This is a genomic window from Nocardioides asiaticus, from assembly GCF_040049175.1.
Classification (GTDB): domain Bacteria; phylum Actinomycetota; class Actinomycetes; order Propionibacteriales; family Nocardioidaceae; genus Nocardioides; species Nocardioides cheoyonin.
This window is the reverse complement of record NZ_JBDZDM010000001.1, coordinates 480,612-506,360: the sequence shown is the minus strand read 5'-3', so window position 1 is coordinate 506,360 and position 25,749 is coordinate 480,612. Positions and strand designations below refer to the sequence as shown.

Here is a 25,749-nt window from a genome sequence, read left to right as displayed (position 1 = left end):
CGACATCCCGCGCGAAGGCGGCGCGAAGTCGGATGATGCCCCCACCCCCTTATAGGGTTGCCGCCGTGTTGACGACGCTGTTGGACGGGACCGCCTTCGCCGAGAGGTTCGGCCAGGGCTCACCCGCCGTCGTCGCCATGCACGGCTGGGCGCGCAACCGCAGCGACTGGACGACCACGCTCGAGCGGTACGACGCGCTGGCGCTCGACCTGCCCGGCTTCGGTGCCACGCCGGCGCCGGAGAGCGGCTGGGGGAGCCAGGAGTACGCCGAGTGGGCGGCCGGGATCCTCAAGGGGCTCGACCGGCCCGTCGTCGTCGGCCACAGCTTCGGTGGCCGGGTCGCGGTCCAGCTCGCCGCGCTCCACCCGGACCTGCTCCGCGGGGTCGTGCTGACCGGCGTACCCCTCTACCGGCCGCCTTCCTCGGGCGGGCCGCGGCTGTCGTTCCGGGTCGCCCGGGCGCTGCACAAGCGCGGGCTCATCCCGGAGGGCCGGATGGAGGCGATGCGGCAGAAGTACGGCTCCGAGGACTACCGCAACGCCCGCGGCATCATCCGCGACGTCTTCGTGAAGGTCGTCAACGAGGACTACACCGAGCAGCTCGCCGCGATCCCGCAGGACCTGCCGGTGCGGATGGTGTGGGGGGAGCACGACACCGCGGCGCCCGTGTGGATGGCCGAGAAGGCGCTCGGGCAGCTCGGAGACCGCGCCGCGCTCGAGGTCGTCGCCGGCTCCGCCCACCTCCTCGACGCCGGCCTGGTCGCCGCCGTCCGCGCCGCGATCGACGAACTGAAGGTGGCATGAGCATCGTCCTCCCCGTCGTGATCGGCCTGGTCACGCTGCTGTCGTACCTCCGCTGGCTGCGCGTCGCCCAGCGGGAGCACTACGAGCCCGGGCGGCTGTTCGCGATCGCGGGGATCTGGACGAGGTCGCGGCCCGTGGAGCTCGTGCTGCTGCTCGCCGTCGTGGCCGTCTGCGTCGCGTCGTTCTGGCTGCCGTGGGGCGGGATCGTCGGCGCGCTGCTCTGGCTCGGCTGGCCGGCGGGGATGAGCTTCGTCGGCGCCAAGCGGCTCGTGTTCACCGACCGGGTGCGTCGGCTGGCTGCGGTGGTCGTCGTGCTCCACGTGATCGCGGCGGTCGTCCTCGCTCTGGTGCCGTCGCACGCGGTCGTCGTTCTCCCGCTGCTCGTGCTGCCGATCGCCGAGGCCGGGCTCGCGATCATGGCGCCGGTCGAGCGCCGGCTGGCCAGGAAGTGGCAGGTCCAGGCGGCCGCGAAGATCCGCAGGGTCAGCCCGCGGGTGGTGGCGATCACGGGGTCGTACGGCAAGACCTCGACCAAGAACTACGCCACCCACCTCATGCAGGGCCGCTGGTCGACGCTCGCCTCGCCGGCGTCGTTCAACAACGTGATGGGCCTCTCCCGCGCGGTCAACGACCGGCTCGAGCCCGGCACCGACGTCTTCGTCGCCGAGATGGGCACCTACGGCCCCGGCGAGATCAAGGCGCTCACCGAGATCTTCCCGCCCGAGGTCTCCGCCATCACCACGATCGGCGAGGCCCACCTCGAGCGGATGAAGACGCGCGCGACCATCGTGAAGGCGAAGTCGGAGATCCTGCCGCCGGCGCGGGTCGTCGTGCTCAACGTCGACGTCCCCGAGCTCGCTCGGATCGCCGACGAGCTCACGGCCACCAAGAAGGTGGTGCGCTGCTCCACGGAGCCGGGCAGCCAGGCTGACGTGATCGTGTCCGCCGGAGCCGATCACGACGTTGCGAGAGTCATCATCTCGGGAGTCTCGTACGATGTCGTTCTGCCCGACGAGGTCGGCCACCCGATCAACGTGGCGGTCGCGGTGGGTCTCGCGCTCGCCGTCGACGTCCCGGTGGAGACGATCCTGCAGCGGCTGCCGGGCGTGCCCGCGACGCCGCACCGCGCCGAGGCCGCGCAGACGCCCGGCGGCGTGTGGGTCGTCGACGACACCTTCAACTCCAACCCGACCGGCGCGGCGGCCGCGCTCGCCAAGGCACAGCGCCTGGCCGGTGAGGCGGGCACGGTCTGGACGATCACGCCCGGTATGGTCGAGCTCGGCTCCGAGCAGGCCGCGCGCAACGCTGACTTCGCCAGGGCCGCGACCGCCACCGAGCGGCTGCGGCTGTGCATCGTGGGGCGGACGAACCGCAAGGCCCTGCGCGCCGGCGACCCCGGGCGCACGCTCGAGTTCGACAGCCGGCAGGCGGCGGCCGACCACGTCCTCACCCATGCCGGGGCGGGGGACGTGGTGCTGTACGAGAATGACCTGCCCGACCATTACGCATAGCCGGAAGTTGTAGGGAGAATCGAGCACGTGGTGAGCAAGGCGACCGTGGTCTTCGGGGGCCCCTCGGCGGAGCACGACATCAGCATCCTGACCGGGCTGCAGGCCGAGCGGATCCTCGCGGGCGCCGGGGTCGAGGTGCAGTGCCTCTACTGGGCGCGCAGCGACAAGTGGTTCCTCGTCCCGAACTCGCTCGAGGCCCGCGACTTCCTCGGCGGGGAGCCGAAGGGCTCCAAGGCGGTCGAGTTCCGGCTCGGCGCGTCCAAGGGCGACGGCTTCTACCTTCCCGGCGGTCTCGGCGGCGGCAAGCTCCTGGAGACCGGGCCGGTCCTGAACTGCTTCCACGGGGGCGCCGGTGAGGCCGGCGGCATCCAGTGGCTCTTCCAGCTCGCCGGGCTCAAGGTCACCAGCGGCGACCCCGGCGCGGCCGCGCTCGGCATGGACAAGCTGGCCTTCGGGGCCGTCATGCTGGAGGCCGGCCTGCCGTCGCTGCGGCGCGAGCTGCTGTCGGCGCACACCCCGCCCTCGTTCGACGGCCCCTACATCGTCAAGCCGCGCGCCGGCGGCTCCTCGATCGGCATCGAGGTCGTCGAGGACCACCAGACAGCCCTCGCGCTCCTGCAGACCTCGCCGCACCTGCGTGGTGGCGCGGTCGTCGAGCCGTACCGTCCCGACCTCTTCGACCTCAACATCTCGGTCCGCACCGCGCCCGAGCTGCTCGTGAGCGACATCGAGCGCCCGCTGCGCCCCGAGGACGGCTCGATCTACGACTACGGTGCGAAGTACGTCCACGCCGAGGGCCTCTCCGCCGCTCCCCGCGAGTTCCCCGCGCAGCTGCCCTCGGTGCTGACCGCGCGGATCAAGGAGCTCGCCGCGCGGGTCGTCGAGCTGACCGCCCTCACCGGCATCATCCGGATCGACTTCCTCTCCGACGGCAAGGAGGAGGTCTACGTCAACGAGGTCAACGCCCCGCCGGGCGCCCTCGCGCTCTACCTCTGGCCCGACACCCCGACGGCCGACATCCTCGTCGCGGCCCTCGAGGAGGCCGAGCGCCACGTCCCCCAGGTGACCCGCAACTACGAGGAGGGCGTCGCCCTCCGCGCCGCCGGCGGCATCGCCGGCAAGCTCGCCGGTCTCCCCACCAACCGCAGTTGACTCGGGGCTTGTGACCGGTCGAGTCGGGGCTTGTGGTCGGTCCGCTGACCCGAACCCCCGACTCGACGGGCCCGAACTCCCGACTCAACCGGTGGCGAAGCGGTCCAGCGCCGCAACGAGTCGTTGGAGGGTGTCGTCACCGGCACCGTGCGCGTCCGCCTCGACGACGTCGAGGGTGGCGAGGGGGAGCGCCTCCGCGATCTCGTACGCCGCCCGTAGCCGCGAGGCGATGTCGAGCCGGCCGCGGAGCAGGTAGGCGGGGATCGCGGAGATCCGGTCCAGCCGGCCCACGATCGCGTCGTCGTCGAGGAAGGCGTGGTGCCCGAAGTAGTGGGTGACCAGCCGCGCGAAGCCCAGCCGGAACCGTGGGTCCTCGTAGCGCCGGCTCGGCACGACCGGTCCGGAGAGCGTGGCCAGCCGGTCCTCCCAGGCGCACCACGCCCGAGCGGCGGCGTCGGCGACGGCGGGGTCGGGGGAGCGGAGAAGCCGGTTGACGGCGAGCGGGACGTTGCCGTCGCGCTGCTCCGGAGGGAGTACGCCGAGGAGCTCGTCGTACTCGGCCGGGTACAGCTCGCCCATCGTCCGGGTCAGCCACTCGATGTCGACCGCGCGCGTCGTGACGACCGCCCAGAGGACCAGCTCGCTGACCGCCTCGGGGTGCTCGACGGCGTACGCGAGGCCGAGCGTCGACCCCCACGAGGCCCCGAAGACGAGCCAGCGGTCGATCCCGAGCTGTGTGCGCAGCGCCTCGAGGTCGGCGATGAGGTCTGCGGTGGTGTTGTGGTCGAGCGCGCGCAGGTCGTCGCCGGCGTGGGGCCGGCTGCGGCCGCAACCGCGCTGGTCGAGCAGCACGACCCGGTAGCGATCCGGGTCGAAGAACTGCCGCCACCACGGTGTCGCACCCGACCCCGGCCCGCCGTGGAGCACGACCGCCGGCTTGCCGTCCGGATTGCCGCAGACCTCCCAGTAGACCTCGTGCCCGTCGCTCGTGACGAGGTGGCCGGCGGCGTACGGCTCGGTGGCCGGGTAGGCCATCAGCGGGCGAGCGCCCGCTTGAGCAGGTCGAGGGCGACCGCGCCGAGGGAGGTGCCGGCGGCGGTGCAGGCGTAGGGGAACACCGAGGTCTCGGTGGTGCCGGGCGTGATGGCGACCTCGAGGATCACGAAGGAGCCGTCCGGCATGACGATGAAGTCGCTGCGGGACAGGTCGCGCAGCCCCAGCACGTCGTGGGCGCGGCAGGCGGTCTCGCCGATCCGCCGGAGCAGGTCCTCGGGCAGGTCCGGCGTCGAGAGGCCGACGAACTCGGCCGTGTAGCGCGCCGCGAAGTCGAACTCGTGGCCCTTGGTGAAGTCGACCGCGATCGGCGGGAGCGGGGAGAGCCCCTCGTCGGTCTCGCGGACGACGACGGAGACGTCGATCCCTGCGTAGAAGCGCTCGATGAGCGCCTCCTCGCAGTAGGCGTAGGTCTTGACCAGTGCGGCGGGGAGCAGCGAGAGGCCGTCGACGCCGGTCACGCCGAGCGCGGAGCCGCCGCGGGACGGCTTGACGACGACCCGCTCGCCGAGGTGGTCGATGACGTGCTCCATCAAGGCACCGGCGCCGATGTCGCGGAAGGTCTGGGCGGACAGCTCGACGGAGTCCGGCACCGGCAGCCCGCCGCGGCGGAGCAGCTCGCGCGCGGAGCCCTTGTCGTAGGCGACCCGGCAGGCGCGGGACGGCGAGCCGACGTACGGCATCCCGATCAGCTCGAGGAGGGTCTGGATCTCGCCGTCCTCGCCGAACTGGCCGTGCAGCGCCGGCAGGGCGACGGCCACCTTGTCGCGCTCGAGGTTGGAGAGCAGACCGCGGTCGAAGTCGTACGCCGCCGCGTCGACCCCGAGCGCCCGCAGCTCCCGCACGAGGTTGCGCCCGCTGGCCAGCGAGACGTCACGCTCGTGGCTCAGGCCGCCGGCGACGACGGCGACGAGTCCGGGGAGCTCGGGGGAGGTCATGGCAGCCCTTCGGGTCAGATGTGGACGACCGGGCAGGTCAGGGTGCGGGTGATGCCCTCGAGGACCTGCACCTTCGCGACCACGAGCTTGCCGAGCTCGTCGACGTTGCGGGCCTCGGCGCGCACGATGACGTCGTAGGGGCCGGTCACGTCCTCGGCCAGGGTCACGCCCTTGATCTTGGCGATCTCGCCGGCGACCTCCGCCGCCTTGCCGACGTCGGTCTGGATGAGGATGTAGGCCTGGACCACCATCGTGCTCTCCTTCGCGTCGCGGGTGCCCTCGTTGGCACCCGTCCGCCCGTCAACCTATCGCGCGACGCGGTCCGGCCCCTAGCCGCGGCCGCTCGGTGGACTCCTGTTGGATAGGGGACATGACGGTCCCGCGCGACGCCACCCTGGCCGACGTCGGCGAGTTCGGCCTGATCGCCGAGCTCGTACGCCGCTTCCCGCAGGGCGAGCAGGTGCTGGTCGGGCCCGGTGACGACGCGGCTCTCCTGCGGGTCAAGCAGGGTCACGTCGTCGTCTCCACCGACCTCCTGGTCGAGGGCCGGCACTTCCGCCGCGACTGGTGCGGCCCGGGCGACGTCGGCCACCGCGCGGCCGCCCAGAACCTCTCCGACATCAACGCCATGGGCGGCACCGGCCACTCGCTCACCGTCGGCCTCGCCGCGCCGCCCGACCTGCCGGCCCACTGGGCGCTCGACTTCGCCGAGGGGTTCGCCTCCGAGTGCGGGCTCGTCGGCGCCTCGGTGGTCGGCGGCGACCTGACCGCCGCCGACCAGATCGTCGTCGCGGTGACGGCCGTCGGCGCCGTGACGCAGGCGCCGGTGCTCCGGTCGGGGGCGCGGCCGGGCGACGTGCTCGCCCTCTGCGGTCGCCAGGGCTGGGCCGCCGGCGGCCTCGCGATCCTCAAGCGCGGCTTCCGGTCACCCCGGGTGCTCGTCGAGGCCTACCGCCGCCCGCAGCCGCCGTACGCCGCCGGGCCGGCGGCCGCGGCTGCCCGAGCCACCGCGCTCATCGACGTCTCCGACGGGCTCCTCGCCGAGGCGCGGCACCTGGCCGAGGACTCGGGAGTCGCGATCGACGTACGCACCGATGCCCTCGACGTCCCCGAGCCGCTCCACGCCGTCGCGTCAGCCACCGGCCAGGACCCGCTCAGCTTCGTGCTCGGCGGCGGGGACGACCACGCCCTGCTCGCCACCTTCCCGGCGGGCACCGCTCTGCCCGAGGGGTTCACTCCCATCGGCTCCGTCATCGAGCCCGGCGAGGCGCCGCTGGTCACCGTCGACGGCGAGGAGTACGACGGCCCCACGGGGTGGACGCACTTCTGACCGACCGATCGGCGCCGGACACGATCCCGCAGGGGTGCGTACGACGACGAAGGCCGCCGCCCTCGCGGGCGACGGCCTTCGTCGACGAGTGGATCAGCGCGTCAGCGGCTGACCTTGCCCGCCTTGAGGCAGGAGGTGCAGACGTTCAGACGCTTCGGGGTGCCGTTGACGGTGGCCCGCACGCGCTGGATGTTGGGGTCGAAGCGACGCTTCGTGATCTTGCGGGACCACGGCCGGTTGTTGCCGAAGCCCGGCTTCTTGGCGCAGATGTCGCAGACGGCAGCCACCGTGAACTCCTGGGATCGAATCGTATGTCTAGGTCGAGGGTGCACCAGCAGGCAAGGGTCCGGCCGGGCAACCACATGATGGTATCCGCTCAGCCACCGACCCACGAAATCGGAACGCTCCTCTACCCTGTGGGCTCACGTGCCCGCGCGGGTGCAGGATGCTGGGCAGGACAAGAGTAGGTGACGATCGACGACGGAGGTGGCATGACGACGCTCGACCTCCGACTGATCCACAGCTTCGCCGACCTGGCGACCGACGCGCTGGCGGCCCACCGCGAGGAGATCGACGCCCTCAACGTCTACCCGGTGCCCGACGGCGACACCGGCACCAACCTCTACCTCACCATCGCCGCCGCGCGTGACCGGTTGCGCGAGGAGGCGCCGACCGACCCGGCCGAGGCGATCCGGGTGTTCGCGAAGGGGGCCCTGCTCGGTGCCCGCGGCAACTCCGGCGTCATCCTCGCCGAGATGGTGGGCGCCCTCATCCGGCGGTACGGCGAGGCGGGCGAGGACGAGTGCCATGCCGCGGTGCTCGCGGCCGCCCTGCGCCAGGCCACCGAGGCGTCGTACGCCGCCGTGGGCGAGCCCCAGGAGGGCACGATGCTCACCGTGCTGGGCGCCGCGGCCGATGCCGCCGAGCGGGCAGCCGCCGACGGGCGGCGTCGTACGCGCGAGGTCGTCGCGGCCGCGGCGAAGGCGGCCCGGGAGTCGCTCGCCCACACGCCCGAGCAGCTCGCGGTCCTCGCCGAGGCCGGTGTCGTCGACGCCGGCGGACGCGGCATCAGCGTGCTGCTCGACGCGTACGAGACGGCCGCGACCGGCCGCCGGCCGGTCCCCGGCGACGCCAGCCCGGGCACCCACACCATCCCCGTGCCCGTCGGCCACACCGAGCTGAGCCCGGACGGGCCGGCGTACGAGGTGATGTACCTCCTCGACGCCGAGGACGGCCAGATCCCCGCGCTCCGCAAGGCGCTCGCCCCGCTCGGGGACTCGCTCGTCGTCGTCGGCGGAGAAGGGATCTGGAACGTCCACGTCCACGTCGACGACGTCGGGGCGGCGATCGAGGCGGGCATCGCCGCCGGACGGCCGCACCGGATCCACGTGACCCACTTCGCCGAGCAGGCCGCCGAGCGTGCCCCGGTCGGGCGCAGCGGCCGCCGCGTCGTCGCCGTCTCGGCAGGGCCCGGGCTGACCTCGCTCTTCGAGAGCGCGGGCGCCGTGGTCGTCGAGGGCGGCCCGCGCCGTCGCCCGTCGAGCAGTCGGCTGCTGTCGGCGATGGTCGACTGCGGCGCGGCCGAGATCATCGTCCTCCCCAACGACCACGACTCGGTCCGCGCCGCCGAGGCGGCCGCCCGGACCGCGGAGGAGGACCACGGGATCAAGGTCGCGGTGGTTCCGACGGTGGCGCAGGTGCAGGGGCTGGCCGCGGTCGCCGTCCACGAGCCCGGGCGCACGTTCGACAAGGACGTGCTCGAGATGACCGCGACCGCCCGCCACGCCCGCCATGGCGCCGTCACGCTCGCCACCAAGCGCGCCATCACGATGGCCGGGCCGTGCCTCCCGGGCGACGCGCTCGGCGTCATCGACGGCGACTTCGTGAAGGTCGGTCATGACCTCGCCGAGGTCGCGTCGTTCATCCTCGGACGGCTCATCGGCGGCGGTGGCGAGCTGGTCACCATCGTGTCCGGGCAGGAGGACGCCGACGGTGAGCTCGCGGCTGCCGCCGCCGCCTGGGTCGAGGCGCATCACCCGACTGTCGACGCCGTGGTGTACGACGGTGGGCAGGAGCGCTACCCGTTGCTGGTGTCGGTGGAGTAGCCGGAGAGGAGCCCCGATGGCGATCACGCTCGACTCCCCGGTCGAGTCGGTGCTCGGCGCCAGCAAGCAGGCCGAGCGGTTCACCAAGGGCCTTGGTCTGCGCACCGTGGGCGACCTGCTCCACCACTTCCCGCGGCGCTACCTCCGGACCGCCGAGCTGACCGAGGTGCCCGAGCTCCACGAGGGCGAGATGATGACGGTCCTCGGCGAGATCGTCCGCAGCGACCTGCGGCCCTACACCGACCGGCGTACGGGCCGGACCGCCTACCGCGTCGAGGCCGTCCTGCAGACCAACGGCCCGGCGCTCCGGATGACGTTCTTCTCCAAGTCCCAGCACATCGCCCAGTGGCACAACCGCAAGCTCTCGCCCGGCACCCGCGGCGTCTTCGTGGGCAAGGCCGGCGCGTTCAAGGGACAGTGGCAGCTCACCAACCCGCAGATGGTGCTCTTCGGCGACCCCGAGGAGGACGCCGAGACCGAGCTCACCGTCGAGGCGATCCGCGACCTCTTCCCGATCTACCCGCTCACCAACGGACTCCAGCACTGGGACGTCATGCGGGCGGTCCGGTTCGCGCGCGAGGTGGTGAGCGGGCTGTGGGACCCGCTGCCCGAGGAGCTGCGTGGGCGCTACGACGTGCTCGACCTGCGCCGCGCCTTCGACTGGATCCACGCGCCCGACGACTTCGGCCAGGTCCGCGCCGCGCAGCGCCGCTTCCGCTTCGAGGAGGCGCTGACGCTGCAGCTGGTCCTCGCACGCCGCCGCCGGGCGCTGATGGCGCAGGGCGCCCAGGCGCGCACCGGGGGAGTGACCGACCTGCTCGCGGCGTTCGACGCCCGACTCCCGTTCGAGCTGACCGCGGGCCAGAAGGAGGTCGGCCAAGAGATCGAGGCGGACCTCGCCCGGCCACACCCGATGAACCGTCTCCTGCAGGGCGAGGTCGGCTCCGGGAAGACCCTCGTCGCGCTCCGCGCGATGCTCCGCGTCGTCGACTCGGGCGGCCAGGCCGCGCTGCTCGCGCCGACCGAGGTGCTCGCCCAGCAGCACTACCGCTCCATCACCGCGATGCTCGGCGACCTCGCGGCCAACGGCATGCAGGGCGGGCTCCTCGGTGGCGCCGAGGAGACCACCCAGGTCGAGCTCCTGACCGGCTCGATGACCAAGACCCAGCGCAAGGAGCCGCTGAGCCGGATCGCGACCGGCGAGGCCGGGATCGTGGTCGGCACCCACGCTCTGCTGCAGGAGCACGTCCAGTTCTACGACCTCGGCCTCGTGGTCGTCGACGAGCAGCACCGCTTCGGCGTCGAGCAGCGGGCGGCGCTCACCGACAAGGCGGGAAGTCCGCCGCACGTCCTCGTCATGACGGCAACCCCGATCCCGCGCACGGTCGCGATGACGGTCTTCGGTGATCTCGAGGTCTCCACCCTCACCGAGCTCCCGGCGGGCCGCGCGCCGATCCAGACCAACCTCGTCCCCCTCGCCGAGCGCCCCGGCTGGATCAACCGGGTCTGGGAGAGGGTGCGTGAGGAGGTGGAGAAGGGCCACCAGGTCTACGTCGTCGCGCCCCGCATCTCCGGCAACGAGCACGAGCAGGGCGAGACCGACCAGGTCGACTACGACGCGGAGGGGCAGGAGCTCAAGCCGCCCGAGTCCCAGCTCGCTGCGGTCGTCGAGGTGGCGGACGAGCTGGCTCGCGGCCCACTCGCCGGCGTACGCCTCGCCGTGCTGCACGGCAAGCTGCCGCCCGAGGAGAAGGAGCGCACCATGCGCGACTTCGCCCGCGGCGAGCTCGACGTGCTCGTCGCCACCACCGTCATCGAGGTCGGCGTCGACGTGCCCAACGCGACGACGATGGTCGTCCTGGACGCCGACCGGTTCGGCGTCTCCCAGCTCCACCAGCTCCGCGGCCGGGTCGGCCGCGGCGGCCTGCCGGGGCTCTGCCTCCTGGTCAGCGGGGCCGAGGCGGGCAGCCCGGCCCGCGTGCGGCTCGAGGCGGTCGCCGGCACCACCGACGGGTTCGAGCTCTCCCGCGTCGACCTCGAGCAGCGCCGCGAGGGCGACGTGCTCGGCGCCTCCCAGTCCGGCTTCCGCTCCAGCCTGGAGAACCTCCGCGTCCTGCGCGACGAGGAGACGATCGTCGAAGCGAGGCGTGCGGCCGAGGAGCTTCTCGGCGAGGATGGCGACCTGCAGTCCGCGCCGTTGCTCGCCCAGAAGGCCGCGGAGATCGAGCAGTCGGTCCAGGCGGCCTACATGGAGAAGACGTGACGCGGATCATCGGTGGTGCCGCCGGCGGACGCCGCCTCGCCACCCCGCGAGGTGCCCAGACCAGGCCCACGAGCGACCGCGTGCGGGAGGCCCTCTTCTCGGCGATCGAGTCGTGGTGCGGCTCGCTCCACGGGCTCCGCTTCCTCGACCTGTACGCCGGCAGCGGCGCCGTCGGCCTCGAGGCATGGTCGCGCGGGGCCGGGGTCGTGACGCTGGTCGAGTCCGACCGGCGTACGTCCTCGCTGATCTCCGCCAACGCCAAGAGCCTCGGGTTCCCCAAGGCCAACGTCGTGACCGCCGCCGTCTCCAGCGCCCTCGCCAAGCCACCGGCGGCGCCGTACGACATCGTCTTCCTCGACCCGCCCTACCCGCTGGGCGACGACGCGGTCGCCAAGGACCTGGGCGCACTGGCCACCTACGACTGGCTGGTCCCGGGCGCGATGGTGGTCGTCGAGCGGTCCTCCCGCAGCCCGGCGCCGGCCTGGCCGGACGGCTTCACCGACACCCGCAGCCGCAAGTACGGCGAGACCGCGCTTTGGTACGGTCACGCCGGTCCTGCCTGAGCCCCGAGACGAGGGAGTGCACGTGGTACGTCGGGCCGTCTGCCCGGGATCGTTCGACCCGGTGACCAACGGACACATCGACATCATCGGACGGGCCGCGGCCCTCTTCGACGAGGTGATCGTCGGGGTCGGCGTCAACAGGTCGAAGTCGGCCTCGTCGAGCAAGCTCTTCACCGCCGACGAGCGGATGGCGATGATCCGCGACGCCGTCACGCCCTGGCCCAACGTCCGCGTCGAGGGGTTCAGCGGGCTCGTCACCGAGTTCTGCCGGGAGGTCGGCGCGGTGGCCATCGTCAAGGGCCTGCGCGGTTCCAGCGACTACGACTACGAGCTCCAGATGGCGCAGATGAACTCCCATCTGACCGACGTCGAGACGGTCTTCCTGATGACCGACCCGGGCATGTCCTTCGTCTCCTCCAGCCTGGTCAAGGAGGTCGCCTCCTTCGGCGGCGACGTCGCCGACTTCGTGCCGGCCCACGTCCTCACCGCGCTCACCCAGCGGCTCGCCGAGCGGCGGGAGCAGGGCTGATGGCCTCGGGACGCAGCGCGCTCGGCTCCGCCAAGCGGGCGTACGCCGCCTCGCTGCGCACCCTCGGCACCGGTCTGACCCGGGCCGGGCTCGCCGACGACGAGCCGCCGCCGCTCGACCAGCGCTGGAGGCACTGGGCCCACAGCCTGACCCGCGTCCACGACTCGCTGGCGATGGCTCGCCTCGACGTCCCCTGGTGGACCTACGCCGCGATCGCCGAGGTCGACGCCTGGCTCGCCGCGCGCGAGCGACCGGTCCGGGTGTTCGAGTACGGCTCCGGCGCCAGCACCCTCTGGCTCGCGCGGCGCGCGCAGCAGGTGCACAGCGTCGAGCACCACCGCGGCTTCGGCGAGATGATGCGGGCCGAGCTGGCGGCGTATCCCCAGGTCTCGCTGCGCATCGTCGAGCCGGTCCGGAGCGACCACCCCGCGATCGGCTCGCGCAAGGAGGGCCACGCCGGCCTCGACTTCGCGGCGTACGTCGCGGCGATCGACGACGTGGCCGGCGACTTCGACCTCGTGGTCGTCGACGGGCGTGCCCGGGAGGCGTGCCTGCGGGCGGCGATGGGACGGCTCGCGCCGGACGGCCTGATCGTCTTCGACAACAGCCGCCGGCGGCGCTACCGCGACGCCATCGCCGCCTCCGGGCTCTCCGAGCGGGTCCTGCGCGGGCTCACCCCGACGCTGCCGTATCCCGAGCAGACCTCGCTGCTCACCAAGGGCTAGGCCGAACCCGCCGCCACAGCGCGCCGACGACGGCGAGCAGCACGTCGGCGAGCAGCAGCAGCACCCGCGACGCGAGGGCGATGGCGAGCGCCGGGGTGCCTCCGACCAGCGGGCCGAGCGTCAGCACCAGCACCCCCTCGCGCACTCCGGCCCCCGCAGGGGCGGGCACGAACGCGATCCCCGCGGCCCACGCGAACGCGATGCCACCCGTGGCGGCCGCAAGGGCGGCGGCCCGTACGCCGTCGTACGGCGCCATCAGGACCAGCAGGTGTACGCCGAGGACGAGCCAGGTCACCACCGACCACGCAACCGCGGCGGCCAGCCCCCGACCCGTCACGCCTACGCCGAGTGGCTCGCGGCCGAGCCTCCGCAGCGCGAGATCGAGCACGGCCGGCACGAAGCGCGGGTGCAGGCAGGGGAGCAGCGCGAGGAGGAGGACCAGCAGCCACCAGTACCGGGTCAGCCCGCCGGGGCTCGACCACGGCAGCAGCACGGCGCCGACGGCGATCCCGCTCGCGGTGACGACGCCGAGCAGCAGCACCCCGGCTGCGAGCATCACCCGCCGCGGCGCTCCCCAGCGCCGTCCGAACTGCATCTGCGCCACGAGCGGCCAGACCGACCCGGGGACGTACTTCCCGAGCTGGCTCACGAAGAAGACCGCCTCCGCGTCGCGCGCCCCGGCACGGACGCCGAGCCCCACCAGCAGTGCGTACCAGATCCGCTCGACGAGGTAGGCCCCGACCACCGCGAGCACGCCCGACGCGACGACGCGGCCGGCGCTGAGCCGGCGCACGGCCGCGCCCAGGTCGTCGGTCTCCCGCCAGACCAGGGTGGCCCCACCGAGCACGACGACGGCCGCGAGCAGCAGGCGGAGCGCCCGGCGCCCGGCGCCCGTCCGCTCAGTGGGCGGAGCGGTGCTCTCGGTGACGTGACCGGTCAGTGGACGTCCGATCGGGCTGCGGGCAGGTCGAACTCCGGTACCGACGTCTGGTCGCGCAGCATCTCGGTCCCCGACTTCCCGAAGCGCGCCTTCTTGGTGTGCTCGAGGTCGTCCTCGATGAGGATCCGGTTGGTGCGGATCAGGTCGGCGATCACCCCGAGCATCGCGCTCATGCAGGCCAGGATGATGAGGAGGGAGCCGAGCAGCAGCGACTGCACGTGGCCGCGGGCGTCGTACTGGAACCACAGCACGAGATAGCGCACGAACGGGATCAGCCCGAGGATCCCGAAGAACAGCGTGGCCCAGAAGAAGATGACGTACGGCTTGTACATCATGAACGACCGGATGATCGCCGCCGCCGACTTCAGGATGTGCTCCGGGGTCGACCGGAACAGCCGCGACTCCCGGGTCTTGGCGTTCGTGACGACCGGGACGCTCTCGATCCGCAGCCGCTTGTTGCCGGCCTGGATGATCGTCTCCATGCAGTAGCTGAAGCGTGTGATCGTGTTGAGCAGCATCAGGCTCTCGCGGGAGTACGCCCGGAAGCCGCTGGCAGCATCCGGGAGCTCGGTCCCGGCGGCCCTGTTGACGACGGCGCTGCCGATCTTCTGCAGCCGCTTCTTCAGCGGCGAGAAGTGCTCGACCAGGTCGACCTGCCGGTCGGCGATGACGATGTCGGCGCGGCCCTGCACGATCGGCCGTACGAGGTCGGTGATCCGGTCCTGCGGGTACTGGTTGTCCCCGTCGGTGTTCACCACGATGTCGGCGCCGAGCTCGAGAGCGCGTACGATGCCGTCGTGGAAGGACCGGCCCAGCCCCTGGTTCCGTGCGTGGTGCACGAACTCGCGTACGCCGTGCTGCCGAGCGACGCTCACGGTGCCGTCGGTGCACCCGTCGTCGACGACCAGGACGATGATCTCGTCGATGCCCGGGATGCGCCGTGGGATCGACCGCAGGACGGCCGGGAGGGTCGCCTCCTCGTTGAGGCACGGGATCTGTACGACGAGCTTCACCATCACCTCTTCTCGCAGGCGCTGTCCTGCACGCGTCGGCCCTACGCTGCGAGACGGTAGGAAGGCCGGTCGTCGGGGTCGTGAACCGCGAGTGACGTGTCGCCGTCGGGTTTTGGTCGCCCACCCCCCGGACAGCTAGGATTCTTCTGATCTGTCGTGCCCTCATCCGGAAGTGAACCAGTGACCAGCCTGGACCCGAGAGCGCCGCTCGTGCTCGACACTCGCGAGCTCGGCCGCCGCCCGGGGTCCCAGCGGGAGCTGTCGCTGACGGTGCCGGCGCCGGCGGATCTGGGCATCGAAGTCCTCCGTGTCCCCGAAGGTTCGCCGGTCGAGCTCGACCTGCGGCTCGAGGCGGTCATGGAAGGGGTTCTGGTCACGGGGACGGCGCAGGTCGGCCTCGAGGGCGAGTGCGTGCGGTGCCTGGAGCCGATCGAGGACGAGACCGAGGTCGGGTTCCAGGAGCTGTTCGTCTACGACGACACCCGCTCGGGCCAGGACGCCGATGAGGACGACGAGGTCAGCATGCTGGAGGGCGACCTGCTCGACCTCGAGCCTCTGCTGCGGGACGCGGTGGTGCTCGCACTGCCGTTCCAGCCGATGTGTGAGGATGACTGTCCTGGTCTGTGTCCCGAGTGCGGGGCGCGGCTGAGGGACGAGCCGGATCACTCGCACGAGGCGCCGATCGACCCGCGGTGGGCCCAGCTGGCCGCGCTCAAGCAGGACTCCGAGAAGGACTGACGGGCCGGCTGCCGCCGGCCCGGAGCAGAGAAGACGTGGCCGGTGGAAACCACCGGTCCTGGTGAGAGGAACTAACAGTGGCTGTCCCGAAGCGGAAGATGTCGCGCAGCAACACGCGTCACCGTCGTTCGGCCTGGAAGGCCGTCGCCCCGACGCTGGTCACGTGCGCGAACCCCGCCTGCGGTGCCAAGCACCTCCCGCACCGTGCGTGCGCGGAGTGCGGCCAGTACGGCGCGCGCGCCGACCGTCGTCAGGTCCTCTGACCGGACCGGTCTCCTGACCAACTACGCCGAGCTGCGCGCGGCGCTCGGGGATCCCACCCTGGACCCCGAGCTGCTCGAGCGCGCGCTCACCCACCGGTCCTACGCCTACGAGCACGGCGGCCTCCCGACCAACGAGCGACTCGAGTTCCTGGGGGACGCCGTGCTCGGCGTCGTCGTGACCGAGACGCTCTACCTCAAGCATCCCGACCTCCCGGAGGGCAGGCTCGCGAAGCTGCGGGCAGCGGTCGTCAACGCCCGCGCCCTCGCGGAGGTCGGTCGTGCGATCGGCCTCGGCCAGCAGATCAAGCTCGGCCGGGGCGAGGAGGCGACCGGCGGCCGCGACAAGGCCTCGATCGTCTCCGACACCGTCGAGGCGGTCATCGGCGCCGTCCACCTCTCCGGCGGCATCGAGACCTCCAGCGCGCTCGTCCACCGGCTCTTCGACCCGCTCATCGAGCAGGCCTCGGCCCTCGGCGCCGGTCTCGACTGGAAGACCTCCCTCCAGGAGCTCGCCGCCGAGCGCGGCCTCGGCGTCCCCGACTACGTCATCGAGGACACCGGTCCCGACCACATGAAGACCTTCACCGCCCAGGTCCGGGTGGGCGAGCGGCTCTACGGCAACGGGGTGGGCCGCTCCAAGAAGGAGGCCGAGCAGGCCGCCGCGGAGACGGCGTACGGAGAGATCCTCGCCGCGACCGCCGCACGGGCCTCCTCCGCGGGCTCGACCAGCAGCAAGAGCTGACGTGCCGGAGCTGCCCGAGGTCGAGGTCGTCCGGGTCGGCCTCGAGCGCCACGTCGTCGGCTCGACGATCACCGCCGTCGAGGTCCTCCACCCACGCCCCGTACGCCGCCATCCGACCGGGCCCGCTGGCTTCGCCGCCGCCCTGACCGGCCGGACGCTGGTGGGCGCCTGCCGCCGCGGCAAGTACCTCTGGCTCCCGCTCGCCCCGCTGGACTCCGGGCCGGGGGACGCGCTGATGGCCCACCTCGGGATGAGCGGGCAGCTGCTCGTCCAGCGCCCGGACGCGGCGTACGAGCGACACCTGCGGGTCCGGTTCACCCTGGACCGACCGGACACCGAGCTCCGGTTCGTCGACCAGCGGATGTTCGGGGGACTCTCGGTGAGCACCGGGGGAGCGGAGCTGCCGCCGGAGATCGCCCACATCGCCCGCGACCCGCTCGACCCGCTCTTCGACGAGGCACTCTTCGTGAAGCGCGTACGCCGCTCAGCCTCCGGCATCAAGCGGATCCTGCTGACCCAGACCGTCATCAGCGGCGTCGGCAACATCTACGCCGACGAGGCGCTCTGGCAGGCCCGGCTCCACGGCGAGCGGCCCGGAAAGCGGCTGACCGCGACGCAGGTCCGGGAGCTCCTCGGCCACGTCCGGGCCGTGATGAACGACGCGCTGGGCCAGGGCGGGACGTCCTTCGACGCGCTCTACGTGAACGTCAACGGCGAGTCCGGCTACTTCGACCGCTCCCTGCACGCCTACGGCCGCGAGGACGAGCCCTGCGAGCGCTGCGGTACGCCGATGAGGCGGGTGGCGTTCATGAACCGCTCCTCCTTCTTCTGCCCGGTCTGCCAGCCGGCTCCGCGGCGTACGACGGCGTCCCGATCCCGTGCCGGATCATGCGCCGGATCAAGTAAGACCACCCCTGCCGCGGCAACCACACGCTGACTAGGCTCATCGTCGTGCGAGGACGCTTCCGACTGACCCCAGGTGGCAGACACCCCCAGGAACCCTGGTTCCACATCGGAACCCTGGAGGTGACGACGACATGGCTGGTCGTCCTGCTCGGGATCGCGGGTCTCCTCGTCTTCGCCGGTGCCCACGGTGAGTGGACCTCGACCAACATGGCGCTCTTCCCGGACTGGGTCTACGACGGCCGCGTCTGGACGCTGCTGACCTGGCCGTTCGCAGTCATTCAAGGGGCCGACGTCTTCTGGACGGTTCTCACGATCTTCTTCTTCTGGTACTTCGGCTCCGACCTCGAGCGCAGCGCCCTCGGCAAGAAGCGGTTCCTGTGGATGCTGCTCATCTGGACCGTCGCGCTGGGGCTCCTGCTGCTCGCGATGAGCGAGCTCAACACCCCGGACGCGATCTACGGCCTCAACCTGCTCGAGCTGATGGTGCTGCTGCTGTGGACCGCCGAGTGGCCGACCCGGATGTTCTTCTTCAACATCCCTGCCTGGCTGATCGGCCTCGTGCTCGCCGGCATCCAGGTGATCGCCTACCTCGGCGACGGCCGCTGGACCCTGCTGCTCGTCTTCCTGTCCGGGGCCGTCGTCTGCGGCTTCGTGGCGCGTCAGTTCGGCATGCTGGCCGAGTACCCCTGGATCCCCAAGCTCGGCGCCCCGCACCGCCAGCCCCGCCCGCCGCGGCCCGCCAAGCCGCGCAAGCGCGACTTCGACCCCGGCCGGCCGACCGTCGTCTCCGGGCCGTGGACACCGCCGGCGAGCCGACCCGCGCCGCCGCCGTCCCGCGACGAGCAGCGGATGGACGAGCTGCTGGAGAAGATCCACGAGTCCGGCACCGCGTCCCTCACCGAGGCCGAGCAGGCGGAGCTGCGCGAGCTCAGCGCCCGGCGTCGCCGCCAGTCCTGACGCCCGGCCTGGCCGTCGGTGGGCCGGATGCGATCGGCGTTCGCGGCGCCGCGACCGCCCGCCCTCCATCCGGAGTCGTGGGTGCGGTAGGGGTTCAGCGGCACGTTTCTTGCCAAGAGCCTCGCGTCGTGCCTTACTTTGCAAAGAAGGAGTTGGTGACTCGACCGTTTCGGGAGACGCTCAGAGTGTCTAGTCCAGTTTCGCCCTTCTCGGTTCCGGCGCTGTCGGCCCGGGTCCGCTGTTGAGGGACTCGCTTGCAACGCGACGACTTCGAGGTCAGAGCCTTCCCGGGCATCGACACGGTCCCGCTGGGCGAACACACCGGGCGGCTCCGGGTCGCGATCGTGACTGAGGAGATCCTCGGTCCGGTCCGCAACGGCGGCATCGCCTCGACGTACCACCACCTGGCGAAGGGGCTCGCCGCCCAGGAGCACGAGGTACACGTGCTGTTCCTCAAGGGCCCGGTCGTCCAGGACGAGACCCCCGAGCACTGGGTGGAGACGTACGCGCGGTTCGGCGTCGCACTGCACTATCTCGAGGTGGGGGATCGCCCCCTGTGGGCGGCGGCGGAGCAGTGGCAGCGCCGATACGCCGCGGCGTACGAGTGGCTGCGCGACCAAGATCCCTTCGATGTCGTCCACACCTCGGAGTGGCGCGGTGGCTTGGTCTACGCGCTGATGGCCAAGCGGCTGGGCCTGGCGTTCCGGGATACCTTGTTCGTGGTGAAGGCCTCCTCGCCCTACATCTGGAACCGGCACTACCAGATGCAACCGATCACCCAGACCCACCTCGTCGCGGCGGCGCACGCCGAGCAGAAGTGCGTCGAGCTCGCCGATGTCGTGGTCGGTGGTTCGGCTCACCTGATCTCCTTCATGGGCCGGATCGGCTACGAGCTCCCGACGTCCCACGTCTTCGTCCAACCCAACATCGTCGACTTCTCCGGTGTCTCGGTGGACGACCGCCGGCCCGGGCCTCGCAGTCCGGGCGACCTGGTGCGATCCCGAGATCTCGTCTTCTTCGGCCGCCTGGAGGAGCGGAAGGGCCTTGAGATCTTCTGCAGTGCGGTCGATCTCCTCCACGAGCGCGGAGAGCGACCGGACTCCGTGACCTTCCTCGGCAAGTGGGGCGCCGCCTTGCCCTCGGGCCTGACGCCCGAGGCCTACGTCCGTGCCAAGGCCGAGACATGGGACTGCCCGGTCGAGGTGGTCACGGATCGGGACCAGTCCGAGGCGTTGTCGCTCCTATGCGAGCGCGATGTCATCTCCGTCATGCCGTCCCTGATCGAGAACTCCAGCATGGCGGTCTACGAGGCACTCGAGCAGCGCGTGCCGTTCGTCGCGACCGCTGTTGGCGGTACGCCGGAGCTGATCGCCGAGGAGGACCAGATCGCATGCCTCGTGCAGCCTACTGCTCAGGCACTTGCGGATCGGCTCGAGCGGGTCCTGCGTGAGGGACAGGTCATTGCACGTCCGCGCTTCTCCAACGATGAGAACCTCAAGGTCTGGTACGACTTCCACGCGCGCCTCGGCGGACTGATCGAGGAGCAGGGGCGCGGTGCGGCGGTGGCGCACGTGATGCAGGGGCGTGACCGACCGGGTCCGCCGGTCCGGACGGTCAGCTACGTCGGGCTGGTGCGGGCGGGGGAGACCGTGGAGGACCTGACGAAGGCCTTCCACGAGGAGATGCCGGACGAGATCGTGTTGGGCTATACGGACACCAGCGTCCGCACCGAGATGGAGAAGGCCGAGTGTTCGCTCGCGGACCTCGGAGCGCGGGTCACGATCGTGAACGCGCTGGGCCGTACGGCGGGGGAGGCCCTCAGCCTCATGGTCGAACAGCAGGGCTGCGACGCGCTCGTCATGGCGGGTGGCGTATCGGTCGTTCCCCAGACCGGGTTCTTCGGAGCCGTACGCCAGGGGCTGACTCACCGACCGGGAGCACTCCTCACCACCTTCTTCGATGCGGAGGAGGCTACTGTCGGGATGCCGTTGGGAGGCGACGTCGCCTCCCAGATCCTGACGTCGCGTGCGTACGGGCCCGAGCTGGTGGCACTCCGTCGGGAGACGCTGCTGGACACGGGTGGGCTGGAGCCGTACGACGCACGGTACGGGATCGTCCATGCCTACGTCACCCGAGCGGTCGAGGCCGGACACGACCTACTGGTAGTGCCGGAGCGGCTGCTCGCCTGGCCCGAGGCCGCCGAGGAGGCCGGGCCCTAGCCACGGATCCGCTGTACGCCTACCTCAAGGCGAAGCCGCTCATCGACGGTTCCGATCTCCCTCGTCGGAAGGTACTACTCGCTGCTCTCAACCAGGCCGGCGGCCGCGGTGGCGTGGAGGAACACCAGCTGCGCGGTCCGCAGGGAGACGGGGCCGAGAGCCATTGGCTCATGCCGGCGACCTGGGATCGGGAGAACGTCACCGCAGCCCGGCACCGCCGTCTCATCGTGGCGCTCGACGCAGAGGCGGATCAACTGTGGTTCTACGCCCGCGGTCCGGGCGAGCGTCGCCTGACGATTCGAGGCGAAGAGCAGTCTCTTGTGCCGCTCGCCAGCCACGGGGAGGAGGGCACGGACGACCACATCACCGTCTCGACCTTCCAGGTGCCGAGCACGTGGGCCCAGGGCCGTTCCTATCCGCTGATCTGGGGCTTGTACGACGGAGCCGAAAAGCTGCGCACTCTCTTCTTGCGGATCAACAAGATCGGTGCCGCCACGTACGCGATGTCGGGCCGTAACGTGGTGTTGTCCTCCGGTGCTCTCAGCGAGCTAGTCGACCAGCGCACCGTGCCGAGGCAGAAGGAGGAACAGCCGCAGCAGGCTGAGCCGAGCGGCGCGGCCGGTGTCGCAGCCCCGATCCCTCTCGGCAACGTGGTCGGTGGTGTCGCGGCCGGCGACGCCGGCGCAGGGGTCGCGAGCGATGCGACAGAGGAGTACATCAACCAGGCGGTCGCGGCGGCACGGCGTTTCGTTCGCCGCAAGAGCGTGGCAGACCCGGTGCGGGTCGTCATGCGCAGCCGTTCCCTGCTGGCGCAACCTCCCTCACAGATGCCACTACCGATCAGCCCCCGGTCAGGTCTGAAACCGCCTGACCTCCGCGACGGCTGGCTCGTGGGCGATTGGCTGCTCGGCTGGGCCTGGGACCGGGAGGACCGGGAGCGCACCCTGCATGTCGCCGTGATGTGTGGGGGGAAGCCGCTCATCATGGTTCCCGCCGAAGCTGTCGACCGGTCACTGAACGACGTCCCGGGTCGCGGGCTGCACGCCTTCCAGATCCCAGTCATGCTCGAGTACTTCGAGGCGGACCGACTGCATCTGGAGATCGTGGAGGGCCACGTCCCGGTTCACCAAGCCCGCCTCTACGTGGATCGTGCCGGCAAGCCGATGCTGCGCCGCGCCCGCCCCGCTCCCGAGCCGGTCCAGGCACGCGACATCAGGAGAGGGAGGAAGTGGAGATGGTGGAGACGATGATGCCGGAGCGCCTCGGGCGGGGCATCCTCGGCGGGCCCTTCCTTGCTTCGCTCGACGTTCCCGGTGTCGCCGCGACCATGCGGGAGGGGCAGGTCGCGCCCGGAATGCTGTCCTTCGCGGAGCGGGCGATGCTGCAGCAGCTCGTTCGCCTCACCTGGCGCGGGGACGGCGCGATCGTCGACGGCGGCAGCTTCTTCGGCTCCTCCTTGGTCGCCGAGGCCGTCGGGATGCGGGCGGGCCCCGCACTGGAGACGGTGCCGGCAGACCGGTTCCCCGACGGCAAGCCGATCCATGGGTACGAACTGGGCTACCTGCCGGCACCGAAGAGCGACAAGGTCGACCGCCGGCGCGTGTACGCGGGAGTTGAGTATCTCCTCGGGGATGACTTCGTACCGATCCTGGAGAAGACGATCGCCCCGTACGACGATCTCATCGAGCTCCACATCGGTGATCTGAACCAGGAGTCCTGGGACGGCTGGCCGATCGAGATCGCCTTCATCGACGTGTGCAAGACCACGAGACTCAATGCCCACGTGTCGAAGGAGTTCTTCCCGGCCCTGCTCCCCGACGCCACCCTCATCAACCAGGATTTCTTCTTCGACCGGCTCCCTTGGATCAAGGTCACGATGGGATACCTCAAGGAATACTTCTCCTGGGAAGGGCAGGTCCGAACCAGCTCCATCTACCGGACCCTCAAGCCGGTGCCGGCCGATGTCGCCGCGGTGGACCCGTTCATCGAGGGCACCCTAGCCGAGTGTCTCGAGCTTCACGACGCCGTGCAGTTCCCCGGTCTCGAGCCAACCTATCGGTACTGGATGGCGCTCTCACGTGCGTACCTGATCGCGCTGAAAGGCGCCAAGGACGATGCCCTCGACACGTTGCGTACCGTGGCCGAGACTCACGGTGAGCTGCTCGAGGACCACGACAACCCCCGCGGCAACCGGTTCCGGCTGGACCGGGCGACCCGACAGATCACGAACGGCAACATCTTCAAGGTGTCCTGATGACCACCACGAACGAACTCGAGACTGCCAAGAAGGCGATCCAGGACAAGGACTGGGAGACTGCACGTCGCCTACTGGCCCCGGTCGTTGCCGAGAACCCGCATGGGACAGGTGCCTTCCATCTGGCTCGCGCGGAGTTCGAGCTGGGCCGACCCGAGGTGGCCGCGCCGTTGGTCGCGGCCTTCCGCTCCTGGCGACCGAAGCACGTGGGGGCCCGCGTGCTGGGAGCCCGGGTGCACCTCGCCAACGGTGACCTCGCTGAGGCGGAGGCCGAGGCGCGGACTGCGCTCGAGCTCGACCCGGACCGGGCCGCCGCACGCCACCTGATCCCGCGGATTGCGGCCGCCCGGGCGGCCGCCGACGTCGAGGACCACATCCGGGTTCTCGACGCCGCTTACCTGGATGCGCGCGCCACCGGGCCAACCCCGGAGATGCTGCATGCCGCACGCACGCTGCAACAGCTCGAGCCGGACGAGAGCTGGATGCGCGACCCGCGACAGGCCACCATTGCCTATTTCCACCACGCCAGCGATCTCGAATGGGCGCTGCGCAACTACGACCCGCACCTGATCAAGATCTCAGCGGAGTTCGACTACATCGCCTGGCCCAAGCGGATCCAGGAGTACGTCCGGGGTCGGGCAGTCCTGGACGTGGGTTGTGGATTCGGCGGGTTCGGGATGGGCTTCCTGATCGCCGGCACGAAGGCGTATACCGGGCTCGACCCGGCCATGGACCTCGACAGCACCCGGGCCAAGAACAAGCGGGTCAGAAAGTGGGCCGACATGGGGGTCACCCCGCGCCGGATCACCGAGACGCTGCCGGCCATCCGACTGTTCCAAAGCTCGTCGGAGGACAGCTCGTTCACCGAGACCTTCGACACCATCGCGCTGCACAATGTCACCGAGCACCTGCTCGACCTGGAGACGGTGATCCAGGGACTCACGCGGTTGTGCACGCCGGACACCGCGGTCGTCTTCCATCATCACAACTTCTATTGCTGGAACGGGCACCACCTTGCGCCGAACCGCCCCGAGCAACTCGACGAGGACGACCCGAAGCACCAGCAGGTGTACGACTGGCAGCACATCGACCTCGTGCCCGGCCTCCCGGACGATCACTACATCATGACCAACCTCAACCGGGTCCGGATGGACGAACTCCGCGACGTGGTCGAGAGGTACTTCGAGATCGAGCGGTGGGAGGAGATTCCGTCCTCTGAGTCGACGCTGTCACGGCTGACTCCGGAGATCCTCGAGCGAGTCCGGGGGATCATGCCGGAACTCACCGAGCGCGATCTCGCCGTCAACGCCGTTCTCGGGGTGGCCCGGCCGAAGCGGTGAGCGCCTCCATCATTCGCCGAAGCAGACCAGCGAGATCTTCCGGTTGGTCGAGGTGTCGCAGGAACTCCCTTGAGCTGCCGCGTCGCGCCAGAACATGACCTTGTCAGGGTGCGGCCCGTTCGCGTGCAACAGGTCGTGCAGCCAGCGCGCGTCATCCAGCGTGGTGCCGGGGGCACCGAGTTGGAAGTTGACGACCAACCGGTCATGGTCGCCGTCGGCGAGCGGTCCGAGCATCCCCACCTGTGCGTTGTAGGAGGCCGGCACGCTGTGGCGGGGGTCACCTGCCCACAAAGACACGCCCATGTAGTCGACGACGTCGAAGATCGCGGGGAGGTTTTCTTCGGTGCACCCGGTGTACCGCTGGGTGGGTGCGTCGAAAGCGTTCGTCAGGAAGAAGAACGACTTTCCGGTGCCGTCGAAGTCGTGGGCGAGCTCGCGCACGAACGCCTCGGTGATCTCCGGACGTCGTCCGTCCTGGACTTCGTAATCGAGGACCACTCCGACCCGGTTCTCGGCGTTGGGCCCCTCGGTCAGGCGCGCGGCCGGGAGAAGCACCCTGTCTAGCATGACCCGGTATGCCTGGTCCTTCCACGTGGTGTTCGTGCGGCAATAGTCTGCTGGCCGCTCGCGGAAGTCGGAGTCTGAGATGAAGTCGGCCGAGGATGCTCCCTCGCGCAGCCGGAGCCAGGGCTCCTGGTAGTGCGCGGGCGGCATGCCGAGCAAGTAGCGGAGCTGGCATCGGGTGGCGGCGTTCGCCTTCGCATGTGAGGTGAAGACTGCGCGGCACTCCAGGGGACCCACCCTCTCACGTGGGGCTGGCAGCGGGTTCGGCTTCTTGTTCCAGGCCGATCCGTCATTGCGCCGGTTCGCCCAGACGAAGGCCCAGATGTTTCCTCCTGTCCAGGTGGAGCGGTTGATGTCCTGGGACGTCGCTGCATCGGTGCACGGCCAGTAGAGGTAGTTAGCGTCCGCCGCGTCGTCTACGGGCGGGAAGGCCTGCTGGAAGACCCGGAGGCCGTTGAGGCGCCGTTGATCCTCGGCTGCGGTAAAGCAATGGGCACTGACGGTCGGGCCGTGACTGTCGTCGTCGGAAAGACAGCCTGATCCGACGGCGACGCCGGCGAGTGCGCCGCCGGTCAGCAGGGTTCGACGAGTCAACCTGCTCGTGCCCACGGCTTCACCGTAGCGGAGCGCCGCCGCGACGGCTCGTCGTCGGCGACCCGGGCAGGGTGCCGGCTCATTCCCGGGCTACGTTTGCTCGACCGATGGCTTTGGGCGGCCAAGCGCCTCGTAGGGTCGGTTGCCCGGGCTCCGCGAGCTCAGCGCCCGCCGTCGCGGCCAGTCCTGAGCCGGGCCGGGCCGTCGTACGCCGGTCTCCAGGCCGTCGCCTCGTGCCGAGAGACGT

General features: G+C 70.8%; 25 protein-coding genes. 18 read left to right on the top strand and 7 right to left on the bottom strand.

The genetic code is table 11. The features are described from left to right. The first annotated feature begins 65 nt into the window (after positions 1-65). From ABLE53_RS02425 to ABLE53_RS02415, 3 genes are read left to right on the top strand one after another with little or no spacing between them, the layout of a single operon-like run. A complete protein-coding gene (locus ABLE53_RS02425) occupies positions 66-803 on the top strand; it encodes an alpha/beta fold hydrolase (RefSeq protein ID WP_348856982.1) in 738 nt (245 codons plus the stop codon). Next, the gene (locus tag ABLE53_RS02420; protein WP_348856981.1) at positions 800-2,314 is read left to right on the top strand and encodes a Mur ligase family protein; all 1,515 of its coding nucleotides are present in this window, start codon (positions 800-802) and stop codon (positions 2,312-2,314) included. The genes ABLE53_RS02425 and ABLE53_RS02420 overlap by 4 nt, the downstream gene beginning before the upstream one ends. 30 nt (positions 2,315-2,344) lie before the next feature. Continuing rightward, positions 2,345-3,466: a D-alanine--D-alanine ligase family protein gene (locus tag ABLE53_RS02415; protein WP_348856980.1), complete on the top strand. Its 1,122-nt coding sequence runs from the start codon at positions 2,345-2,347 to the stop codon at positions 3,464-3,466. Positions 3,467-3,550: 84 nt separating this feature from the next. Here the strand turns inward: ABLE53_RS02415 and pip are convergent, their stop codons facing one another. From pip to ABLE53_RS02400, 3 genes are read right to left on the bottom strand one after another with little or no spacing between them, the layout of a single operon-like run. Next, positions 3,551-4,501, bottom strand: a complete 951-nt coding sequence (gene pip, locus ABLE53_RS02410) for a prolyl aminopeptidase (protein ID WP_348856979.1) — start codon at positions 4,499-4,501, stop codon at positions 3,551-3,553. Next, the gene (locus ABLE53_RS02405; protein ID WP_348856978.1) at positions 4,501-5,457 is read right to left on the bottom strand and encodes a D-alanine--D-alanine ligase family protein; all 957 of its coding nucleotides are present in this window, start codon (positions 5,455-5,457) and stop codon (positions 4,501-4,503) included. The genes pip and ABLE53_RS02405 overlap by 1 nt, the downstream gene beginning before the upstream one ends. A 14-nt stretch (positions 5,458-5,471) precedes the next feature. Continuing rightward, on the bottom strand, positions 5,472-5,708 hold the full coding sequence (locus ABLE53_RS02400; RefSeq protein ID WP_425474831.1) for an Lrp/AsnC family transcriptional regulator: 237 nt from the start codon (positions 5,706-5,708) through the stop codon (positions 5,472-5,474). Positions 5,709-5,827: 119 nt separating this feature from the next. On the opposite strand from ABLE53_RS02400, the gene ABLE53_RS02395 reads away from it, so the two are divergent. Next, a complete protein-coding gene (locus ABLE53_RS02395; RefSeq protein ID WP_348856977.1) occupies positions 5,828-6,787 on the top strand; it encodes a thiamine-phosphate kinase in 960 nt (319 codons plus the stop codon). 101 nt (positions 6,788-6,888) lie between these two features. Here the strand turns inward: ABLE53_RS02395 and rpmB are convergent, their stop codons facing one another. Beyond that, a complete protein-coding gene (gene rpmB / locus ABLE53_RS02390) occupies positions 6,889-7,074 on the bottom strand; it encodes a 50S ribosomal protein L28 (protein WP_348856975.1) in 186 nt (61 codons plus the stop codon). Positions 7,075-7,278: 204 nt separating this feature from the next. Here rpmB and ABLE53_RS02385 point away from each other — a divergent pair, with 204 nt between their 5' ends. Genes ABLE53_RS02385 through ABLE53_RS02365 form a run of 5 tightly spaced genes read left to right on the top strand, consistent with a single transcriptional unit; the run spans position 7,279 to position 12,972 of the window. Next, positions 7,279-8,892: a DAK2 domain-containing protein gene (locus ABLE53_RS02385; protein WP_348856974.1), complete on the top strand. Its 1,614-nt coding sequence runs from the start codon at positions 7,279-7,281 to the stop codon at positions 8,890-8,892. 16 nt (positions 8,893-8,908) lie between these two features. Beyond that, a complete protein-coding gene (locus tag ABLE53_RS02380) occupies positions 8,909-11,155 on the top strand; it encodes an ATP-dependent DNA helicase RecG (RefSeq protein WP_348856973.1) in 2,247 nt (748 codons plus the stop codon). Continuing rightward, the gene (gene rsmD / locus ABLE53_RS02375) at positions 11,152-11,718 is read left to right on the top strand and encodes a 16S rRNA (guanine(966)-N(2))-methyltransferase RsmD (protein WP_348856971.1); all 567 of its coding nucleotides are present in this window, start codon (positions 11,152-11,154) and stop codon (positions 11,716-11,718) included. Before ABLE53_RS02380 ends, rsmD begins: the two co-directional genes overlap by 4 nt. 22 nt (positions 11,719-11,740) lie before the next feature. After that, the gene (coaD, locus tag ABLE53_RS02370) at positions 11,741-12,247 is read left to right on the top strand and encodes a pantetheine-phosphate adenylyltransferase (RefSeq protein ID WP_348856970.1); all 507 of its coding nucleotides are present in this window, start codon (positions 11,741-11,743) and stop codon (positions 12,245-12,247) included. Further along, positions 12,247-12,972 (top strand): class I SAM-dependent methyltransferase, encoded by a 726-nt coding sequence (locus ABLE53_RS02365; protein ID WP_348856969.1) that lies wholly within the window; start codon positions 12,247-12,249, stop codon positions 12,970-12,972. Before coaD ends, ABLE53_RS02365 begins: the two co-directional genes overlap by 1 nt. Here ABLE53_RS02365 and ABLE53_RS02360 read toward each other — a convergent pair. Together ABLE53_RS02360 and ABLE53_RS02355 are read right to left on the bottom strand one after the other, a co-directional pair. Further along, positions 12,959-13,819 carry a lysylphosphatidylglycerol synthase domain-containing protein gene (locus tag ABLE53_RS02360; protein ID WP_348856968.1) on the bottom strand — a complete coding sequence of 287 codons (861 nt, stop codon included), beginning with the start codon at positions 13,817-13,819 and terminating at the stop codon, positions 12,959-12,961. The two genes, ABLE53_RS02365 and ABLE53_RS02360, sit on opposite strands and share 14 nt — an antisense overlap. A gap of 89 nt (positions 13,820-13,908) precedes the next feature. Continuing rightward, positions 13,909-14,928, bottom strand: coding sequence for a glycosyltransferase family 2 protein (locus ABLE53_RS02355; RefSeq protein ID WP_348856967.1), 1,020 nt, complete (start codon positions 14,926-14,928; stop codon positions 13,909-13,911). A gap of 177 nt (positions 14,929-15,105) precedes the next feature. Between ABLE53_RS02355 and ABLE53_RS02350 the strand changes: the two genes are divergently transcribed. From ABLE53_RS02350 to ABLE53_RS02310, 9 genes are all read left to right on the top strand, one after another. After that, a complete protein-coding gene (locus tag ABLE53_RS02350; RefSeq protein ID WP_348856966.1) occupies positions 15,106-15,663 on the top strand; it encodes a YceD family protein in 558 nt (185 codons plus the stop codon). A gap of 77 nt (positions 15,664-15,740) precedes the next feature. Further along, on the top strand, positions 15,741-15,926 hold the full coding sequence (rpmF, locus tag ABLE53_RS02345) for a 50S ribosomal protein L32 (RefSeq protein ID WP_192681317.1): 186 nt from the start codon (positions 15,741-15,743) through the stop codon (positions 15,924-15,926). Further along, on the top strand, positions 15,868-16,668 hold the full coding sequence (gene rnc / locus ABLE53_RS02340; protein ID WP_348856964.1) for a ribonuclease III: 801 nt from the start codon (positions 15,868-15,870) through the stop codon (positions 16,666-16,668). Before rpmF ends, rnc begins: the two co-directional genes overlap by 59 nt. 1 nt (position 16,669) lies before the next feature. After that, the gene (gene mutM, locus ABLE53_RS02335) at positions 16,670-17,605 is read left to right on the top strand and encodes a bifunctional DNA-formamidopyrimidine glycosylase/DNA-(apurinic or apyrimidinic site) lyase (RefSeq protein WP_348856963.1); all 936 of its coding nucleotides are present in this window, start codon (positions 16,670-16,672) and stop codon (positions 17,603-17,605) included. A gap of 89 nt (positions 17,606-17,694) precedes the next feature. After that, positions 17,695-18,531 carry a DUF6576 domain-containing protein gene (locus ABLE53_RS02330; RefSeq protein WP_348856962.1) on the top strand — a complete coding sequence of 279 codons (837 nt, stop codon included), beginning with the start codon at positions 17,695-17,697 and terminating at the stop codon, positions 18,529-18,531. Positions 18,532-18,785: 254 nt separating this feature from the next. Next, a complete protein-coding gene (locus ABLE53_RS02325) occupies positions 18,786-20,750 on the top strand; it encodes a glycosyltransferase family 4 protein (RefSeq protein ID WP_348856960.1) in 1,965 nt (654 codons plus the stop codon). Positions 20,751-20,920: 170 nt separating this feature from the next. After that, a complete protein-coding gene (locus ABLE53_RS02320) occupies positions 20,921-22,000 on the top strand; it encodes a hypothetical protein (protein ID WP_348856959.1) in 1,080 nt (359 codons plus the stop codon). Beyond that, the gene (locus ABLE53_RS02315; protein ID WP_348856958.1) at positions 21,985-23,004 is read left to right on the top strand and encodes a hypothetical protein; all 1,020 of its coding nucleotides are present in this window, start codon (positions 21,985-21,987) and stop codon (positions 23,002-23,004) included. The genes ABLE53_RS02320 and ABLE53_RS02315 overlap by 16 nt, the downstream gene beginning before the upstream one ends. Further along, positions 23,004-24,344, top strand: a complete 1,341-nt coding sequence (locus ABLE53_RS02310; RefSeq protein ID WP_348856957.1) for a methyltransferase — start codon at positions 23,004-23,006, stop codon at positions 24,342-24,344. The genes ABLE53_RS02315 and ABLE53_RS02310 overlap by 1 nt, the downstream gene beginning before the upstream one ends. Before the next feature lie 9 nt (positions 24,345-24,353). Here ABLE53_RS02310 and ABLE53_RS02305 read toward each other — a convergent pair whose 3' ends face one another. Then, positions 24,354-25,517: a hypothetical protein gene (locus ABLE53_RS02305; protein ID WP_348856955.1), complete on the bottom strand. Its 1,164-nt coding sequence runs from the start codon at positions 25,515-25,517 to the stop codon at positions 24,354-24,356. Between the last annotated feature and the right edge of the window lie 232 nt (positions 25,518-25,749).

Bases quoted from the DNA above. Each gene is read 5' to 3' on its own strand.
- ABLE53_RS02420 (WP_348856981.1), top strand. From the start codon at position 800: ATGAGCATCGTCCTCCCCGTCGTGATCGGCCTGGTCACGCTGCTGTCG.
- pip (WP_348856979.1), bottom strand. From the start codon at position 4,501: ATGGCCTACCCGGCCACCGAGCCGTACGCCGCCGGCCACCTCGTCACG.
- ABLE53_RS02405 (WP_348856978.1), bottom strand. From the start codon at position 5,457: ATGACCTCCCCCGAGCTCCCCGGACTCGTCGCCGTCGTCGCCGGCGGC.
- ABLE53_RS02400 (WP_425474831.1), bottom strand. From the start codon at position 5,708: ATGGTGGTCCAGGCCTACATCCTCATCCAGACCGACGTCGGCAAGGCG.
- ABLE53_RS02395 (WP_348856977.1), top strand. From the start codon at position 5,828: ATGACGGTCCCGCGCGACGCCACCCTGGCCGACGTCGGCGAGTTCGGC.
- ABLE53_RS02385 (WP_348856974.1), top strand. From the start codon at position 7,279: ATGACGACGCTCGACCTCCGACTGATCCACAGCTTCGCCGACCTGGCG.
- ABLE53_RS02380 (WP_348856973.1), top strand. From the start codon at position 8,909: ATGGCGATCACGCTCGACTCCCCGGTCGAGTCGGTGCTCGGCGCCAGC.
- ABLE53_RS02365 (WP_348856969.1), top strand. From the start codon at position 12,247: ATGGCCTCGGGACGCAGCGCGCTCGGCTCCGCCAAGCGGGCGTACGCC.
- ABLE53_RS02355 (WP_348856967.1), bottom strand. From the start codon at position 14,928: ATGGTGAAGCTCGTCGTACAGATCCCGTGCCTCAACGAGGAGGCGACC.
- ABLE53_RS02320 (WP_348856959.1), top strand. From the start codon at position 20,921: ATGCCGGCGACCTGGGATCGGGAGAACGTCACCGCAGCCCGGCACCGC.
- ABLE53_RS02315 (WP_348856958.1), top strand. From the start codon at position 21,985: ATGGTGGAGACGATGATGCCGGAGCGCCTCGGGCGGGGCATCCTCGGC.
- ABLE53_RS02310 (WP_348856957.1), top strand. From the start codon at position 23,004: ATGACCACCACGAACGAACTCGAGACTGCCAAGAAGGCGATCCAGGAC.